Origin of the sequence: Streptomyces sp. MNU76 (genome assembly GCF_020982545.1) — a bacterium.
Classification (GTDB): domain Bacteria; phylum Actinomycetota; class Actinomycetes; order Streptomycetales; family Streptomycetaceae; genus Streptomyces.
The window spans coordinates 1-16606 of the sequence record NZ_JAJKLK010000029.1 but is presented as its reverse complement, the minus strand read 5'-3'; the positions used below and the strand labels follow the sequence as shown (position 1 = coordinate 16606).

Below are 16606 nucleotides of genomic sequence, written 5' to 3'. Positions count from 1 at the left end.
CTGACTTATCAGGGCATCCGGGCGCCATATGAGACCCCTGCGTTACCTAACATGTAACTAGGACGGTCACAGGAAATGCGCGGAGGACTAGCCCCGGGAGATGGCGGCGAGTTCGCGGGTCAGCCGCCGCACCGTCTCCTCGGACGTCCGGTGCCCGGCCATCGCGTCGTGCACGACCGCCTGGACGACCATGCTGACCTGGTCGTACCGCGGGCTCTTCGGACGTGGCGCGGCCGCGAGGACGCTCGCGCGCAGCGTCGGCAGGTACGGGAACCTGCGCACCAGTTCCGGGTCCTCGTACAGCTCCGCGCGTACGGGAGGCAGGGCGCCCCGGGTGAGGACCTGCCGCTGGACGCGCTCGCCGGTGAGGTACGCGATCAGGCGCGCGGCGGTGTCGGGGTGCTCGGCGTGGGCACTGACGGCCAGGTTGGAGCCGCCGAGCACACTGGTCCCGGGCCCGTCGGGGCCCGGCAGCGGCACGGCGCCGACCTTCCCGGCGACCGCGGAGCCCCGGGCGGAGGCGCTGACGTAGGCGTAGGGCCAGTTGCGCAGGAAGAGCAGCCGGCCGTCCTGGAACGCCTGCCGGGACTCCTCCTCCTTGTACTCCAGCGCTTCCCGGGGGATCCAGCCCTCGCGCACACCGCGGGCGAGGAAGCCGATGCCCTCGCGGGCCGCCGAGCCGACGGTGACGCGTTGGCCCTCGTCGCCGAGGATGGTGCCGCCCGCCGAGTACACGGCCTCGGCCGCATTGACGGTGAGGCCCTCGTAGGGCAGGAACTGGCCCGCGTAGCCGTCCAGTCCGTGCCGGGGCGCGATCGTCTTCGCGTAGTGCTCCAGCTCGGCCCAGGTGCGGGGCGGCGGCAGGCCCTCCTGCGCGAGGACGTCCGAGCGGTACAGGAGCAGGCCCGCGTTGGTGACGTACGGGACGGCGTGGAGGCGGCCGTCGTACGTGGCCGTGTCCACGACCGGCGGGAGGAAGCTGCCGAGCGGAAAGCGGTTCCTCGGCAGCGGGCGGATCCAGTCGGCGGCCGCGAACTCCGAGGTCCACGTGACGTCGATGTTGAGGACGTCGAAGCGGCCGCGTTCGCCGGCGCGCAGATCGGTGATCATCTGGGCGCGGGTCTCGTCGGCGGAGTCCGGCAGCTCGACGAGGGTGACCTTCTCCCCGGGATGAGCGCGGTTCCAGCCCTGGAGGAGGGGACCGAGATAGCCGGTGAGGTCGCCCGCGGTGGCGAGGGTCAGCGGACCCCGGCCCCTGAGTCCGCCGTCGGCCTGGGCGCCGGAGGCGCCGTAACCGGCCAGAACGACCGCGAGGACGAGAAGGCCCCTACCGGCGGCGCGTATCCACCGCATAGGTTCCTCCCTGTACACCGGCACCGGGCACCTTCGCCCGGAGTCAGAGGCCATGTATACCTGTTAGGTATGGGCGATACTAGGGCCTGGAACACAATACGAGGCTGCGAGGAGGACAGCTCGAGTGCGCCTGCCCCTCCTGGCCCTGCTGGCGCGCGGCCCGGCCCATGGCTACGAGCTCAAGCAGGACCTTGAGCAACTCCTGGGCGCCGCGTACCCTCAGCCGAACGTCGGCCAGATCTATGTGACCCTCGGCCGCCTCGAGAAGTCGGGCCTGATCGAGGGCGAGGAGGTCGAGCAGTCGAGCCGGCCCAACAAGAAGATCTACCACCTCACCGACGCCGGGCGGGAGGCGCTGCGCGCCTGGTTCGAGGAGGCGGCGGACGAGCCGCGGGTCCGGGACGAGTTCTTCATGAAGCTCGCGCTCGCCCCGCGGACCGGTCTCGCCGACCAGATCGCCCTGATCAACAGACAACGGCGCCACTACCTGAACACCATGCGCAATCTGTCGAAGCTCTCCACAGCCGAGAACGGCCGGGACAACCGTGTCTCCCGGCTGCTGATCGAGGGCGCCATGCTGCATCTCCAGGCCGACCTCGACTGGCTGGAGCGCTGCCAGGAGGAGCTGGAGGAGCCCGGGTGAGCGACGCCCCCATCCCTGTGCTGCGGGCCGAGGGCCTCGTCAAGACCCATCACGGGCAGAGCGCGCCCGCCCATGCCGTGCGCGGAGTGGACCTGTGCGTACGGCAGGGCGAGTTCGTGGCCGTCACCGGCCCTTCCGGGGCGGGCAAGTCGACGCTGCTGCATCTGCTCGGCGGACTGCAGCGGCCGGACAGCGGCAGCATCTGGCTGGGCGGCGAGCTCACGGACGACTACGGCGAGGCTCGCTGGGCCGTCGAGCGGCGTCGCCGTATCGGCATCGTGTTCCAGTTCTTCAACCTGGTCTCCGACCTGTCCGTCGCGGACAACGTGGAACTGCCGGCGCTGCTGGCCGGGGTCTCCGCCAAGAAGGCGCGCGCCGAGCGCGAGGAGCTGCTGGCGGAGCTGGGGCTCACGGGCAAGGAGCGCAGCATGCCGGGCGAACTGTCCGGCGGCGAGCAGCAGCGCGTCGCGCTCGCCCGCGCCCTGGTGAACCATCCCCCGCTGCTGCTGGCCGACGAGCCCGCGGGCAGCCTGGACAGCAAGGGGACCCGTGAGGTGACGCGGGTGCTGTCCCGTTTCCACCGGCGGGGGCAGACGATCCTCCTGGTCACGCACGACGCCCGGCTCGCGAGCGCGGCGGACCGGGTCATCAGCTTCTTCGACGGCCGCATAGCCGACGACGTCGAGCTGGACGGCACGCCGACGCCCGGCGCGGGGGTGCCCGCCGTGCTGGAGCTGAAGGACTGACCGATGCGAGCCATGTTGCGCTGGGCGCACTCGGACCTGCGGACCCATCGCGGCGAGGCGCTGTTCCTGGTCCTCGCCACCGTCGGCATCGTCACCTCCCTGCTGCTGGCGGCGGCCCTCTTCGGCTACGCCACCAACCCCTGGCAGCGTGTCTTCACGCAGTCCCGGGGCGCCCATGTGTGGATCCACACCGCCGCCTCCGCCGAGGCCTCCGACCTCACCGCGCTGGAGGACCTGGACGGGGTCGAGGCCGTCGCGGGCCCCTACCCCACCGCCGCCACCACGCTCGCCTCGCGTGGCACACGCGCCTCGGTCGAGCTGCGCGGCACCGGCGAGCGGCCCGTCACCGGCCGCCCGCTGCTCACCTCCGGACGCTGGCTGGATCCCGCCAGGTCGGACGGGGTGGTGCTGGAGAGCGGCCTCGCCCAGGCACTGCTGGCCGGTCCCGGGGACGTCCTCACCCTGCCGGGCGGCGGCGGGACACTGACCGTCCTCGGTGTCGCCGACAGCGCCGAGCCCGGTTACCGCAGGGGCGAGCGGCCCGGAGTGGTGTGGGCGGCGCCCGCGGTCCTGCCCCGTTCCGGCCCCGGGTCCGGCGGCGGCCACGTGATCGGGCTGCGGCTGACCGACCCGGACGCCACCGACTACGCCGTCCAGCGGGCCGTCACCCTGCTCGGGGCCGGTGCCGTCAGCGAGGTCTCCTCCTGGCAGCAGGCCCGGTCCGAGGCCCAGGGCGACGACCGGCTGCTCGGCCAGGTGCTGGGGCTCTTCGGGCTGGGCGCGCTGGTCGCCGCGGGACTCGCCGTGCACGGGGCGATCGGCACCCGGGTCCGGGGGCATCTGCGGGACATCTCGATCCTGAAGGCGATCGGGTTCACCCCGGGCCAGCTGGTGGGTGTCTTCCTGCTCCAGCACCTCGCCCACGCCTTGTTGGGGGCGGTGGCCGCGGCGGTGCTGACCGAGGCGCTGGCGCCCCGGCTGCCGGGCCGGCTCGGCGACGCGGTCGATGTGTGGCAGGGCCTGCCCGGGCACACGGCGGCCCTCGTCGTGGTGCCGGTGGCGGTGGTGCTGTTCATCGGCGCGACCACCGGCCTCGCGGCCTGGCGGGCGGGGCGGGTCCCGCCGGTGCCGGTGCCCCGGGCCGCCCTGCCGGCCGGCGGGCCGCTGTCCGCGCCGGCACGCCGGGCGCTCGCCCTGCGGCTGCCGCCCGCGCTGGTGCTCGGCTGGCACAAGGCGTTCACCCGCCGACCTCGCACCCTGGCCACCGTCGGGCGGCTCGCGCTGCCGTTGACGCTGATCGTGGTGGCGCTGAGCGCGTGGACGACCATCGACCGCTTCCACGGCCACCCGGAGCGGATGGGCCTGCCCGCCGCGTTGACCGTGCGTGCCGACGACGGTGCGAACGCCGCGGCCACGCAAGCTCTCCTGGCCCGTCATCCGGACGTGACCGCCGTCCACCCCGGTGTCGAGGTGGCCGCCCTCGTGCCGGGGCAGACGGCGACGATCGCGCTGCGCGGCCTCGGCACGGACGAGGACCCCTTCCCCTTCGCCCTCGCCGAGGGCCGTACCGCCCGGGGGCCCGACGAGGCGGTGGCCGGGCAGGGGCTGCTGGACCTGCTGGACGTGCGCGTGGGCGACTGGGTGCGCATGACGGTGGGCGGCCGGCCGCAGATCCTGCACATCGTGGGCCGCAGCATCGAACCGGACAACGCCGGCCGCGTCATCTCCACCTCCCTCGACACGCTCCGGGAGAACGACCGCGCACTCCGCTCCACGCTCTACCAGTTGCGGCTGCGCCCCGACGCCGATCCGCAGGCGGTCGCGGCCGATCTGACCGGCGCGGCGGGCCGAGGACAGCTGGAGGCGCACGCCGTGACGAACCCCGCCGACGGCCTCTCGCCGCTGCGGGGTGTCGTCATCGGCCTGCTGGGCGTTCTCGCGCTGATCGGTCTGGTCGAGCTGCTGACCGTCATCGGTGGCACGGTGCGCGAGAGCGAACGGGACCTGCTGGCGCTCAAGGCGGCCGGGCTGTCACCGCGGCAGATCACCGCGATCACCGTGACCGCCACGGGCTGCACCGCCCTGGCCGCGCTCACGGTCGCCCTGGTCCTGGGGCTCCCCCTCGCGCGATGGCTGATCGACGCGCAGGGCAGGTCGAGCGGCATCGGGGCCGGCATCGCGCAGGGGCCCTCCCTCCTGGCGCTGACCGCCTTCGGTGCGGCGGCGCTCCTGGGGGCACTGGCCCTGGCCGCCGTACCCGCGGCCCGCGCGTCCCGCCGACGCCTCGCGGACACGCTGAGCGCGGTGGCGTAGCGGGACGCACGCAGACACCCGGACCTCTGATCCCGGCCCCCGAACCCCGGCCTCCGGTCGCCCGGCCTCCCGATCCCGCGGCTTCCTGGTCGCCTGTCGTCACGCTCAGAGAAAGCGGCGGATGGGCTGTACCGCGGTCTCCCGGGCCCTCTGGAGGACGGAGCGCCGTTTCCACCGGCCGGGCAGGATGGCGTCGCTCGACGCGATGTCCGCCTCGAAGTGCGCGTCGAGGGTACGAGGGAACTCCTCGTCGAGCACGGCCAGCATGAGCTCCTCGTCGTGGTCGAGGGAGCGGCGGTTGAAGTTGGTCGAACCGATCAGCGCGGCGACGCGGTCGACGGTGACGACCTTCGCGTGCATCATCGTCGGCCGGTACTGGTGGATCCTCACTCCGCATCACTCGGCCCAGTTCTGCGCGAACGCGGCGGCTATGCCGTCGACCGCGGGCCCGCGGACCTCGACGTGCGTGTCGCGCCACTCGTTCTCGTCACGCGCGTCACCGCACCGTTCCTGGGCGATGCCCACCCCGCCAGTGAACGCCGTCTCCTCGTCGACGACGAGGACCTTGCGGTGGCAGCGGTGGTTCTGTTTGAGCGGTGAGAGATACAGCGGCTGGTGAGAGATACAGCGGCTTACGGAACCAGGCCACCTGCACACCGGCCGGCTCCATCGTCTCCAGTTGCTCGGTCTCGATCAGCCGGCTGCCGAACCCGTCCAGGAGGAGCCGTACCCGCACCCCGGCGCGGGCCCGCTCCGCGAGCACCTGGGCGAACTCGCGGGCGATGTCCCCCCTCCAGTACACGAACGTCATCATGTCCACCGTGTGCCGGGCACGACGGATCGCGCCCAGCATCGCGGCGAAGATCTCGTCCCCGTCGCGCAGCGCGGTGAGCGCGTTGCCCTCGGTCGCCGCGACTCCTATCAGCCGTTCCAGTCGGCGGCGCGGGCGCAGGACGCGGTCCTCCACGGACGGCATGCCGGGGCCTTCGATGAGTGGGGGAGCCGACTCGGGCGTCTGTCTTGTGCCGGTCGTGTCTCGCGTACGGGTCATGGCCGTCGGCATCTCGCCCGCGTCACCATCGGTACCAGCGGCCACGGCCACCACCGGCGTGGGTGGAGCGCATCACGAAGCCCAGCAGCCACAGCACCAGGACGACGAGAGCCACCCACCACAGCACTTCGAGGGCGAAACCCGCACCGAAGAGGATCACGGCGAGAAGCAGAACCAGAAGCAGGGGAACCATTGTCATCAACCTCCTGCACCCTCGATTGCCCTGCCAATGCTTCACCAATCCCCCATCTTTCCTTGTTTGTGAAGGCACAACTGGGGCACGGGGGCTCTCATTCGGGATTGCCGTGCCAGTCCAGCACCAGGACCGTGGCGTCGTCCTTGAGGTGGCCGTGACAGGCGTCGAGTACGGCGGCGGTCAGGCTGCGGACGACTTCCCTCGGATGCAGGTCGCGGGTGTCCTTCAGCACCGAGACCAGATCGGCGGCCGCCGCGCCGCGGTCCTGCATCCCGTCGGTGAGCAGGATCAGGCGGTCGCCGGGACGCAGCCGCAGTTCCTGTACGCGGTAGGGGACGGGGGCCGACACTCCGAAGGGCAGGTTGACGGCGAGTGCGACCTCTTCGACCGTGCCGTCACGCAGCCGCAGCGGCCAGGGGTGTCCGGCGTTGACCAGTTCGCACAGGCCGGTCGCCAGTTCGACGCAGAGCAACTGCCCGGTGGCCAGGCCCCGGCTGTGGCGCAGCAGGGCCTGGTGGGCGTGCTCGGCCTGGGCGAGGGCGTCACAGCCGCCGCGGCGCGCGTGTCGTAGCGCGCCGACCAACAACGTGGCGAGCAGGGCGGACTGGGTGTCGTGGCCCATGGCGTCGGTGATGGACAGGTGCAGGGTGTCTCGGTCGAGTGTGTAGTCGTAGGTGTCGCCCCCGATGTCGTCGGCCGGGACGAGCCCGGCCGCGAGGGTGAACTGGGCCGCCTCGCAGCAGGACGACGAGGGCAGCAGTTGGTGCTGGATCTCGGCGGCCAGACTGGTGCGGGTGGTCCGTCTGCCCAGGTGGTACAGATCGGTGAAGCGGCGGTCCGTGACGATGATGTAGGCCAACGCGTGGGCCGCGTCGCGGACCTGCCGGAGCACGGTGTCCGCGGTGTGCTGCAGGGTCACCTCCAGGACGCCGATGCAGTCGCCGCGGTTGGTGACCGGCGTGATGACGCGCTGTCCGCCCTGTCCGTCCGGTTCGATGTACTGGCGCTGGCTCCGCAGTACGTCGTCGTAGACGCTGCCGTGCAGATCGATCGGCTCGCTCCGGTCCACCCACTCGTCCGCGGGCGCGGGGAGCCGTACCAGCCGCTGCCCCATGAGGTCGACGAACAGAAACGACACGCGCTCCGCGCCCAGCCGCTTCTGCAGATCGTGCGCCACCACTTCGACGGAATCGCCGGGCGGGGCCGCCTCCGCAGCGGCCAACAACTCACCCAGTTCCAGGTCTGCACCTTCCACGACAACCTCCGATCGGTTGCCGCACCTTCTTCCCCGAGTTTTCGTGACATCACCCGACGGGCTCACGAGAAGGAGGTCACAGCCCGCGTCACGCGCGCTGCCGTTGTGCGTCTACCCTGCGGGAATGCCGTACGAGCTCAACGCCGTCGTGGGACGTTTCGATCTGCTCAGGAGCGAGACCGCCGGGATGCGGGACGCGGATGTCGTCCCGCTCCGCCGGGGCGTGGGGCTGGTTCCTGTCACGCCCCACCTCCTCGCGGAGCCGATGCTGCGCGACTGGTCCCGGGGCGGGCCGATCGCCCATGTGGAGGCGGATTTCCACGGAGGTGTGGGTCACCAGAGCGCCGCCGTGTGGCGCGCCGGCGCGAAGGTCTGGGGTCCGGCCCACACCCGGGACTTCACCGGTCCACGGGAGGAGTGGCCGATCAATGCCGCGCTCGCTCTGATCGATGTCGTGGTGGAGGGCTCCGAAGAGGCGGCCCCTCACGACCTGTTCCAGGAGCTGGGGCTCGGCCGGGAACAGGACATGGACGGCTGGCGGTCGGCAGGCCGGACCGCTCGGTGGGCGGCGACCTACGAAGCCACTCGCCATCTGCAGGATCTGTGTCTCGCACGTGGCCCGTTGTCACGGGAAGAGGCCGAAACCCTGCTGCGGACCTGGGCCGCGGAGCAGGATGCGGGCGCCGTGACGGCCGAACTGACGTGCTGCGTAACGAGGAGGAACCAGTCTCGGCCCAGCGGGGTCTACTTCTTGCCACGTTCCCTATTCTTGCTCCGCCCACGGGGACTTGGCGCATTTTGAGCGCCCGATCCCCGCGATCCCGTCGGGAGCGGGCGGAGTACTTCATATGAACCGGAGGGGAAGCGGTGGACGCGACGAGTACGAGGGTGCGGCACGGCACCATAGCTCCTGTCACCGCGGCGCGTTGGGCGCTGTGGACGTTCGTCGTGGTCAACCTGGCGATCGTCGAGATCCTGTTCGCCACGACGGGCACGGGCAAGAACGGGGTGCTCACGGTCGCCAAGTTCTTCGGTCTGCACGCCGCCGTGCTGATGCTGTTCCAGTTGCTGCTGGTGGCCCGGCTGCCGTGGCTCGACCGTCGTATCGGCATGGACCGGCTGACGGTGTGGCACCGGTGGGTCGGCTTCACCCTGCTGTGGACGCTCCTCACCCACGCCGTGCTGGTGGTGCTGGGCTACGCGAGGCTCGACGACGCGTCGATGGCGAAGACCTTCTTCGCGCTGGCCGGGGTGCCGGCCTCCCTGCTCGGGATGCTGGCCGCGGCGATCGTGGTCGTGGTCGCCGCGGTCTCCGCCCGTGCGGTGCGCCGGCGGCTGCGGTACGAGACCTGGCACGGCCTGCATCTGTTGTTGTACCTGGCGCTGGGGCTGGCCTTCGTCCACCAGTTGCTGGAGACCACGACGTTCGCCTCCTCCTCGTTCGCGTGGGCCTACTGGTGGGCCCTGTGGCTGTTCGCGTTCGGCGCCCTGGTCGCGGGCCGGATCGTCCTGCCCGTGTGGCGCAACGCCTACCACCGGTTCCAGGTCGCGGCGGTCGTACCGGAATCGGACGACGTGGTGTCGGTGCACGTCACCGGCCGCCACCTCGACCGGCTGCCGGCCCGGGCGGGCCAGTTCTGCGTCTGGCGGTTTCCCGGACACAACCACTGGTGGCTGGCCAATCCGTTCTCGCTGTCGGCGGCGCCCGACGGTCGGACGCTGCGGCTGACCGCCAAGGCGGTCGGCAGCGGCAGCGCCGGACTGCGCGAACTCCCGGTGGGGAGCCGCGCGTTCGTCGAGGGCCCGTACGGTGCGTTCACCTCGCTGCACCGGACGCGGCCCGGTGCCCTGCTGATCGCGGGCGGGGTGGGGATCACCCCCGTCCGTTCCCTGTTGGAGGAGAAAGCGACCGGTGACGTGGTCGTGCTCTACCGGGTGCGCAGCGAGAGGGACGCCGTGCTGGTCGACGAGGTACGGGCGCTGGTCGCGGCCCGCGGCGGGCGACTGCACCTGCTGACCGGTCGCAGGGGCGAGGGAACACCGCCGTTCGAGCCGGGCAGTCTGCGGGCTCTGGTCCCCGACATCACCGACCGCGACGTGTACGTCTGCGGCCCGCCCTCGATGACCGCGGCCGTGCTCGGCGCACTGCGTGAACTGGCGGTCCCCCGACGGCAGGTGCACGCCGAACGGTTCGGCCTGGCCTGACGACACGGCCGTACGTCCCGGCGCCGACAGGGTCCCTGCCGGTGCCGGGGCACCGCGCCGACGGCCCTCGCCCGTGCGACGACCCGTCGCAGCGGGGTTGTCAGGGGCATGCCCGTGCTCTTACAGTCCGGAGCAGAACGGAAATGGGAGCGCTCCCAGTCGGGGGGACCGAGGAGCGCCCGAGCCACCCCATGTCCCGGCCGTACCTCCGAGAAGAGGTCCCCCATGCGACCGTCACCCCATCCCCGTCTCCCGCGCACTGCGCGCCGCGCACTGGCCGCGTTCGTCACCGCGCTCGCGACCATCGCGGCGCTCTTCGCCGCCACGCCCTCGGCCCAGGCCGACACGACCGTCTGCGAGCAGTACGGATCGAGCGTGATCCAGGGGCGCTACGTCGTCCAGAACAACCGCTGGGGCACGAGCCAACCCCAGTGCGTCACCACCACGGACACCGGCTTCCGGGTCACCCGGGCCGACGGTTCCGTCCCCACCAACGGCGCCCCGAAGTCGTACCCCTCCGTCTTCAACGGCTGCCACTACACCAACTGTTCGCCGGGAACCCGTCTGCCCGCCCAGCTCTCGGGCATCTCCAGCGCGCCGAGCAGCATCTCGTACGGCTATGTCGGCGACGCCGTCTACAACGCCTCGTACGACATCTGGCTGGACCCGACGCCCCGTACCGACGGCGTGAACCGGACCGAGATCATGATCTGGTTCAACAAGGTGGGCCCGATCCAGCCCATCGGCTCCCAGGTGGGCACGGCGACCGTGGGCGGACGTTCCTGGCAGGTGTGGTCGGGCGGCAACGGCACCAACGACGTGCTGTCCTTCGTCGCCCTGTCGGCGATCACGAGCTGGAGCTTCGACGTCATGGACTTCGTCCGTCAGGCAGTGTCCCGGGGGCTGGCCCAGAACAACTGGTACCTGACCAGCGTCCAGGCCGGGTTCGAACCCTGGCAGAACGGCACCGGGCTGACCGTGAACTCCTTCTCGTCCACCGTGGAGACCGGCGGGGGCGGCCCCGGCACCCCGGGCGGTGGCACGGCCTGCGCGGTGTCGTACGCCACCACCGTGTGGCAGGGCGGCTTCACCGCGAACGTCACGGTCACCAACACCGGATCGGCGCCCGTCGACAACTGGCGTTTGGCCTTCACGCTGCCCTCCGGCCAGAGCGTCACCGGCGCCTGGAACGCCTCCTTCTCCGCGTCCTCGGGCCCGGTCACGGCGAGCGCCCTGACGCACAACGCGAGCATCTCCCCCGGTGCCGCGCAGAGTTTCGGGTTCCAGGGCACATACGGCGGCACCTTCGCCGCGCCGGCCGGCTTCAGCCTGAACGGGACCGCCTGCACCCGGACCTGAACACGACCGGCGCCGGACGCCCGCACGGCGTCCGGCGCCGGCCCGCGGGTTCACGTCCTCACTTCGTCGAGGCCGACGTCCCGGGCGACGCGGTGGAGTTCCGGAACTGCGTGAAGAACCTCCACAGCTCCCCGGGCAGCCAGGTCCTGGAGCCGCTGTCCCCGATCGCGCCGTCCTGCGGGGCGGCGATGTGCCCGCCGTCGAACGCGGCCCAGGCGACCGGGCGTCCGGCCGCGCACCCCGAGTAGGTGGTGACCCGGTGCGTCAGGCGGCGGCGCACCGGTTCGGGCGGGTTCTGGCCGTGCAGCCGTTGTTCCCGACGAACCGGTCGCGCATCGTCCGTCCGCCGGAGACGCCGAGGACGGTGTCCCGGATGCAGTGCACACCGAGGTGGGCGACGGGCTGGGTGCCACCGGCGCATCCGCTGAGCTGCCCGCCGTTCTGGACGGCGACCGCGCGGAAGACCGTCGGCCGGGAACACGCGAGCGCGGACGTCATGGCGGCGCCGTATCCGGGTCAGATCCTCCAGGAACGCAGCGTGTCCGCGACCTCGTAGATGGTCAGGCGGCTCTCACGGACCTTCCTGATCAGGTCCGACAGGGCGCCGTAGGGCGGATCGATGCCCTGTGCCGCCTGCTCCATGTACTGGGCGGCGACGAACGCGGCGACGAGGCTGTTGCGGTGCGGCAGCGGCTCCAGGCGCGCGATGGTGTGCAGCAGCGCGGCCGCGCGCCAGGCGGCGTCGGGGTTGGACTTCTCCAGGGTGGGCATCCGGGTCTTGTGCCGGGCGACTGCCGCCACCAGGGCGGAGTAGTCCGTGACCGACACGTCCTCGCCGCCGAGGGCGGCCTCCTGGACGTCCAGCAGCCAGGAGACGTCGACGTACAGGGTCTCGCTCATCAGGCGGCGGTGACTCCCTGATCGCGCTGGGACGGCGGCACCTCGTCGGGGAATGCCTCGTCGAACTCGCCGCGCAGCCGGTCCGCCCACGCGGTGGCGCCGGCGACGAACCGCTTGCGGTGCATCTCGCGGACCCCGAGATCGTGCATGTACTGCTTCAGACTCTTGCCCTCGGCCGCCGCGGCTGCCCGCACACCTTCCATTTCCTCGTCCGTGAAGGACACGTTCAGTGATGGCATACCCGGCATGGTACCTACTTGGCACCAGCCTGCGCCACCGTCTCTGGCACGGGCTCGGAGGCCTCCGCCGACCGGGCCTGCGCCACCGTCTGCGGCACAGGCTCGGACGCCTCCGCCGACCGGGTCCGGGGCAGGGCCGACGGGAGGTCCGCCTGCTGGAGTTCGGCGAGCAGCTCGCTCTGGCCTGCGAGCAGTTCGGTCAGGATCCGGCGGGCCGCGCGGAGCAGTTCGGCCACGTCGCCGCCGGCGAGGGCGTAGCTGACGGTGGAGCCCTCCCGGATGGAGACGACGATGCCGGAGCGGCGCAGGACGCCCAGCTGCTGACTGAGGCTGGACGGCTCGATCTCGATCTCGCTCAGCAGGTCGCGTACGGGCAGCGGGCCGCCTTGGAGCAGTTCCAGGACCCGGATGCGCACCGGGTGCCCGAGCATCCGGAAGAACTCGGCCTTCGCCTGATAGAGGGGCACCTGCATGAGAATCGCTCGCTCCCTGCCGCTTTCGACGGACTCCGTGGGCACGGCGGCCTGTGTGCCACCGCAGGCCGTACTACGTCCCCATCCTCGTGGATCCGGCCCCGCACACCCATGGGATTGACCCGATCTGGATATGTCCACTTGAAGAAATCTTCAACTCATGGGCGTGCGAGGCCATGCAGAACGCGTTTTTCTACACGTCGAGTTCGGCCCCGATGCGCCTGAGCTGGTGGCGGGCCATGGCCAGGTTCGACTTCGTCCGGTCGAGCACGAGGTAGAGGAAGAGTCCGTTGCCGCCGCGGCCCTTGAGCGGCTGGATGATGTGGTACTGACCGCCGAGGGTGATGAGCATGTCCTCGATCGCCCCCGTCAGTCCGAGGTGTTCCATGGTGCGGGTCTTGGCGCGGATCACGTCCGTGTTCCCCGCCGCCGCGACCGTCAGGTCGAGATCCTTTCCGCCCCCCAGCGTGCCCAGCGCCATACCGCTGGTGTAGTCGACGAGCGCGGTCCCCAGGGAACCCTCGATCGAGGTCATGATCTCCTTCAGGGAAATCTCCACATTGGCCATGTCGGCATCTCCTGTCGCTCGCTGCGCGGCTCGGGCAGTGCCCTCTCCGCCGGTATGAGGAACGTACGAGCTGCCCGCCGACGGCACCCGCATAGTTCCGCTACTGAACGACGCAGTCCCACATCACCGCGCCCACGGATCACTTGCGATCGTCTGTGTTCGCCGGACGACCGCACAGGGCGACTGACCGGATCGGTCCGCTCAGGGACCCGATGCGGCCTGTCGCGGCCGGGGCCGTACGGCCGAGGCTGGGGACATGACCCGAGCACTGATCGTCATCGATGTCCAGGAGTCCTTCCGCGCCGATCCCCTGTGGGAGGCGGTGTCCGATCCAAAGGTCGCCGACAAGGTGGACCGGCTGGTCCGACTGGCCCGCCGGGGCGGGGACCTGGTGGTGTGGGTCCTGCACGCCGAACCCGGGAGCGGCGACGTCTTCGACCCGGCTCTCGGCCACGTCCGGCTGCAGGCGGGGCTGGAGCGCCGGGAGGGCGAGGAGCCACTGCTCCGCAAGACCTCCCACAACGCCTTCAGCACCACCAACCTGCAGCAGCTCCTCACCGAACGCGGGGTCCGGGAACTCACCGTCTGCGGCATCCGCACCGAGCAGTGCGTGGAGACCACCGCCCGCCTCGCGAGCGACCTCGGCTACCTGGTCACGTTCGTCGTCGACGCGACCGCCACCCACCCGATCCCGCACCGCGACGCCCCCGCCGACCAGACCGTCGCCGAACTGCTCGCCGACCCCCGCACCCTGCCCGCCGACGAGGTCGTCCGCCGCACGGAGTACGCCCTCGCCGGCCGCTTCGCCACCATCGCGACGGTCGACGAGCTGGAGGCCGCGGCGGACCTTCCGGCATGATGACCGCATCGTGAGCCGGATCGTCTTCTTCCTGGTGCCCGGAGTCCATCTGCTGGACCTGGCCGGACCCGCGCAGGTCTTCTCCACCGCGGCCGACTTCGGGCACCCCTACACCCTCACCTACGTCGCCGAACGGCCGCAGGTCCCCTCGGCCCAGGGGCTGCCCCTCACGGCCCGGACCGACTGGCCCGACCTCGCACCCGAGGACCTGATCGTGGTGCCCGGCTGGCGGACCGTGACCCTGGCCGACTCGCCCGCCGTCACCGACGCCTCCCTCAGGGCGCTGGCCGACCACCACGCGCGCGGCGGCACGGTGGCCAGCGTCTGTGCCGGCGCTGAGGCGCTCGGCCGGGCCGGTCTGCTCGAGGGCCGCCGCTGCACCACCCACCACGACGTGCAGGACGAGTTGGCTCTACGCCATCCCGGGGCGGTCGTCGTCCGCGACGTCCTGTTCACCGCCGACGACCGGGTGATCACCTCGGCCGGTATCGCCAGCGGCATCGATCTGGCCCTGCACCTCGTCGCCGGACGGCACGGACCCGCCGTCGCCGCCCAGGTCGCACGCGACATGGTCGTCTACGCCCGCCGCAACGGCAACGAGCCGCAGTCCAGCGCGATGTTCCGGCACCGGTCCCACCTCGACGACACCGTGCACCGCGTCCAGGACCTCATCGACACCCGCTTCGACCGGCCTCTCCCGCTGACCGGTCTGGCCGCGGCGGTCGGCGTCAGCGAACGCACCCTGACCCGGCTCTTCGGCCGCGCCACCGGTCTCACCCCGCTGCGCTACCAGCAGACCCTGCGTCTGGAGCGCGCCGAGCACCTGATCAGCCACGGTGCGACGGTCGACGCGGCCGCCCGCTCGGTCGGTTTCGAGGACGCCCGCATGCTGCGCCGCCTTCGCGCCCGCGCGTGGCAGACGCCCTAGGGGGTGTTTCGGAAGTCCCGCACAGCACCCACGGCGCCCGGCACGCACTCTCGCTGCACCGGCCGAAACCCCAAGTACGTCCAGTACGAGGGCTTTCGTCCGGCACGCCGAGAGCACGCACCGGACACCGCGGGCACCGCACAAGACTTTCGAAACACCCCCTAGTACTGCAACGGTGCTTGTTCTGAGTACTGGGCAGTTCAGGGGCTGTGTCCGCGTCGTTTGTAGTGGCTGATGCGGGCTTGGTGCTGGCGTCGGCGGCGCCAGTGGGACCAGTGCAGGATGTGGTCGACCGGTGCTGGTCGGCGGTTGGTGAGGCGGGTTATCAGGCGTCGGATTTCGGCGAGGCTGAGGTGGATGAGCTGGGAGGATCCGTTTCTGCTTTGTCCGTGTCCAGCTGTCGGGCCCGCAGGACGGTCAGGCAGGCGTGGGCGGCCATGGCCAGAGTCATGTGGCGGTGCCAGCCGGGGTAGCGGCGGACCTGGTAGTCGTCCAGGCCGCATTCCTGCTTGGCGGTCTGGAAGCATTCCTCGACCGCCCAGCGGCTGCCCGCGATGCGGATCAGCTCGTCCAGCGTCGTGTCGGCGGGACAGTAGGCGATGTAGTAGGAGATCTCCTCGGGCCTGCTCACGCTGCGGCGGGCGAGGACCCAGTGCCGGCGGTCCTCGCGGTGCCAGGGCCTCACTTCGACGCGGGCCCAGTCGTAGATCCGTCGGCCATGTGCTCCCTCGCCGCAGGAACGGCGTTTCCATTTCTGCCGGGGCAGGCCGGGGAACAGGTCGTGGACGGGGTGGTCGATGGACCAGCGGGTGACGACGGTGTCGTGCCGGGTGGTGGCCATGACGTGGAAGACGTCCGCTTGCTCGAGCTCGAACCGCCAGCCCTTGCTGTAGCCGTAGGCGGCGTCCGCCGTGACCCAGGCGAACGGGATCTTGTCGGCGATGGCCCGGCGGACCATCGCCTTGGCCATGGCCACCTTCGTGGCGAAGGCGACGTGGTCGTCGATGCCCGCCCGGCGGCAGCGTTCCCGGTCGTCCGTCCAGGACGTGGGCAGATACAGACGGCGGTCGATCAACGTGCGTCCGCGGCCGGTGGCGTAGGCGAGGAACACGCCGATCTGGCAGTTCTCCGTGCGGCCGGCGGTGCCGGAGTACTGCCTTTGCACCCCGGCCGAACGGACGCCCTTCTTCAGAAAGCCGGTGTCGTCGACGATCAGGACGGCATCGCTGTCTCCGAGGTGTTCCACCACGTAGTCGCGTACGTCGTTCAGGACCTCGTCGGCGTCCCACTCAATCCGGTTCAGCAGCCGGTGGATGCGATCGGGACCCGCGTGTCCTGCTCCGCCAGCGTCCAGCCGTTCTTGAGCTGCAGCGGCGCAACCAGCCCACGCACGTGCCAGCCTGACTGACGGCTCCTGGCTTGAACTGGTGCACGAACCGCTCATGCAGAGCACCCAGTTCACCCGCCCACAACCTGACATCAGCAAGGTCCCCACCCATGACCACACCAACGACAGAG

14 protein-coding genes and 4 pseudogenes are annotated in these 16606 nt (G+C 71.1%); 8 read left to right on the top strand and 10 right to left on the bottom strand.

Annotated features, from left to right (window positions below):
- Positions 1-87: 87 nt before the first annotated feature.
- On the bottom strand, positions 88-1353 hold the full coding sequence (locus E4N62_RS42335) for an ABC transporter substrate-binding protein (protein WP_230223427.1): 1266 nt from the start codon (positions 1351-1353) through the stop codon (positions 88-90).
- A 124-nt stretch (positions 1354-1477) separates the two neighbouring features.
- On the opposite strand from E4N62_RS42335, the gene E4N62_RS42330 reads away from it, so the two are divergent.
- From E4N62_RS42330 to E4N62_RS42320, 3 genes are read left to right on the top strand one after another with little or no spacing between them, the layout of a single operon-like run.
- Positions 1478-1996: a PadR family transcriptional regulator gene (locus E4N62_RS42330; RefSeq protein WP_184903048.1), complete on the top strand. Its 519-nt coding sequence runs from the start codon at positions 1478-1480 to the stop codon at positions 1994-1996.
- Positions 1993-2742, top strand: a complete 750-nt coding sequence (locus E4N62_RS42325; RefSeq protein ID WP_230223425.1) for an ABC transporter ATP-binding protein — start codon at positions 1993-1995, stop codon at positions 2740-2742. The genes E4N62_RS42330 and E4N62_RS42325 overlap by 4 nt, the downstream gene beginning before the upstream one ends.
- A gap of 3 nt (positions 2743-2745) precedes the next feature.
- Positions 2746-5055 (top strand): FtsX-like permease family protein, encoded by a 2310-nt coding sequence (locus E4N62_RS42320; protein WP_230223423.1) that lies wholly within the window; start codon positions 2746-2748, stop codon positions 5053-5055.
- A 105-nt stretch (positions 5056-5160) separates the two neighbouring features.
- Here the strand turns inward: E4N62_RS42320 and E4N62_RS42315 are convergent.
- The 3 genes and pseudogenes from E4N62_RS42315 to E4N62_RS42305 form a co-directional block, all read right to left on the bottom strand.
- Positions 5161-6031 (bottom strand): annotated as a pseudogene (locus E4N62_RS42315) (phosphatidylserine/phosphatidylglycerophosphate/cardiolipin synthase family protein).
- A gap of 97 nt (positions 6032-6128) precedes the next feature.
- Positions 6129-6299, bottom strand: coding sequence for a hydrophobic protein (locus tag E4N62_RS42310; protein WP_184904102.1), 171 nt, complete (start codon positions 6297-6299; stop codon positions 6129-6131).
- Between the two features lie 97 nt (positions 6300-6396).
- Complete coding sequence (locus E4N62_RS42305) at positions 6397-7557, bottom strand: PP2C family protein-serine/threonine phosphatase (RefSeq protein ID WP_230223421.1); 1161 nt, start codon at positions 7555-7557, stop codon at positions 6397-6399.
- 124 nt (positions 7558-7681) lie between these two features.
- Between E4N62_RS42305 and E4N62_RS42300 the strand changes: the two genes are divergently transcribed.
- The 3 genes from E4N62_RS42300 (at position 7682) to E4N62_RS42290 (ending at position 11121) form a co-directional block, all read left to right on the top strand.
- The gene (locus E4N62_RS42300; RefSeq protein ID WP_230223418.1) at positions 7682-8359 is read left to right on the top strand and encodes a hypothetical protein; all 678 of its coding nucleotides are present in this window, start codon (positions 7682-7684) and stop codon (positions 8357-8359) included.
- Positions 8360-8424: 65 nt separating this feature from the next.
- Positions 8425-9762 carry a ferric reductase-like transmembrane domain-containing protein gene (locus E4N62_RS42295; RefSeq protein WP_374117220.1) on the top strand — a complete coding sequence of 446 codons (1338 nt, stop codon included), beginning with the start codon at positions 8425-8427 and terminating at the stop codon, positions 9760-9762.
- 225 nt (positions 9763-9987) lie between these two features.
- Entirely contained in the window at positions 9988-11121 is a 1134-nt protein-coding gene (locus tag E4N62_RS42290) for a cellulose binding domain-containing protein (protein WP_230223416.1), read from the top strand.
- A 58-nt stretch (positions 11122-11179) separates the two neighbouring features.
- On the opposite strand, the pseudogene E4N62_RS49940 reads toward E4N62_RS42290, so the two are convergent.
- The 5 genes and pseudogenes from E4N62_RS49940 to E4N62_RS42265 all read right to left on the bottom strand — a co-directional run.
- A pseudogene (locus E4N62_RS49940) lies at positions 11180-11631 on the bottom strand (cellulose-binding protein); the annotation flags it as partial.
- A 6-nt stretch (positions 11632-11637) separates the two neighbouring features.
- A complete protein-coding gene (locus E4N62_RS42280) occupies positions 11638-12021 on the bottom strand; it encodes a toxin Doc (protein ID WP_184903038.1) in 384 nt (127 codons plus the stop codon).
- Complete coding sequence (locus E4N62_RS42275; RefSeq protein WP_045561349.1) at positions 12021-12260, bottom strand: hypothetical protein; 240 nt, start codon at positions 12258-12260, stop codon at positions 12021-12023. Before E4N62_RS42275 ends, E4N62_RS42280 begins: the two co-directional genes overlap by 1 nt.
- A 134-nt stretch (positions 12261-12394) precedes the next feature.
- Positions 12395-12733, bottom strand: a pseudogene (locus E4N62_RS42270) (ArsR/SmtB family transcription factor); the annotation flags it as partial.
- A 193-nt stretch (positions 12734-12926) separates the two neighbouring features.
- Positions 12927-13301, bottom strand: a complete 375-nt coding sequence (locus E4N62_RS42265) for a hypothetical protein (RefSeq protein WP_230223414.1) — start codon at positions 13299-13301, stop codon at positions 12927-12929.
- Positions 13302-13557: 256 nt separating this feature from the next.
- Between E4N62_RS42265 and E4N62_RS42260 the strand changes: the two genes are divergently transcribed.
- Together E4N62_RS42260 and E4N62_RS42255 are read left to right on the top strand one after the other, a co-directional pair.
- On the top strand, positions 13558-14160 hold the full coding sequence (locus E4N62_RS42260; RefSeq protein ID WP_230223412.1) for an isochorismatase family protein: 603 nt from the start codon (positions 13558-13560) through the stop codon (positions 14158-14160).
- Positions 14161-14170: 10 nt separating this feature from the next.
- Complete coding sequence (locus tag E4N62_RS42255) at positions 14171-15088, top strand: GlxA family transcriptional regulator (RefSeq protein ID WP_230223410.1); 918 nt, start codon at positions 14171-14173, stop codon at positions 15086-15088.
- 325 nt (positions 15089-15413) lie between these two features.
- Here the strand turns inward: E4N62_RS42255 and E4N62_RS42250 are convergent.
- Positions 15414-16587, bottom strand: a pseudogene (locus E4N62_RS42250) (IS701 family transposase).
- Positions 16588-16606 lie beyond the last annotated feature (19 nt).

Coding starts and splice junctions, on each gene's coding strand:
- E4N62_RS42335 (WP_230223427.1), bottom strand. CDS start 1,353: ATGCGGTGGATACGCGCCGCCGGTAGGGGCCTTCTCGTCCTCGCGGTC.
- E4N62_RS42320 (WP_230223423.1), top strand. CDS start 2,746: ATGCGAGCCATGTTGCGCTGGGCGCACTCGGACCTGCGGACCCATCGC.
- E4N62_RS42310 (WP_184904102.1), bottom strand. CDS start 6,299: ATGGTTCCCCTGCTTCTGGTTCTGCTTCTCGCCGTGATCCTCTTCGGT.
- E4N62_RS42300 (WP_230223418.1), top strand. CDS start 7,682: ATGCCGTACGAGCTCAACGCCGTCGTGGGACGTTTCGATCTGCTCAGG.
- E4N62_RS42290 (WP_230223416.1), top strand. CDS start 9,988: ATGCGACCGTCACCCCATCCCCGTCTCCCGCGCACTGCGCGCCGCGCA.
- E4N62_RS42280 (WP_184903038.1), bottom strand. CDS start 12,021: ATGAGCGAGACCCTGTACGTCGACGTCTCCTGGCTGCTGGACGTCCAG.
- E4N62_RS42275 (WP_045561349.1), bottom strand. CDS start 12,260: ATGCCATCACTGAACGTGTCCTTCACGGACGAGGAAATGGAAGGTGTG.
- E4N62_RS42265 (WP_230223414.1), bottom strand. CDS start 13,301: ATGGCCAATGTGGAGATTTCCCTGAAGGAGATCATGACCTCGATCGAG.
- E4N62_RS42260 (WP_230223412.1), top strand. CDS start 13,558: ATGACCCGAGCACTGATCGTCATCGATGTCCAGGAGTCCTTCCGCGCC.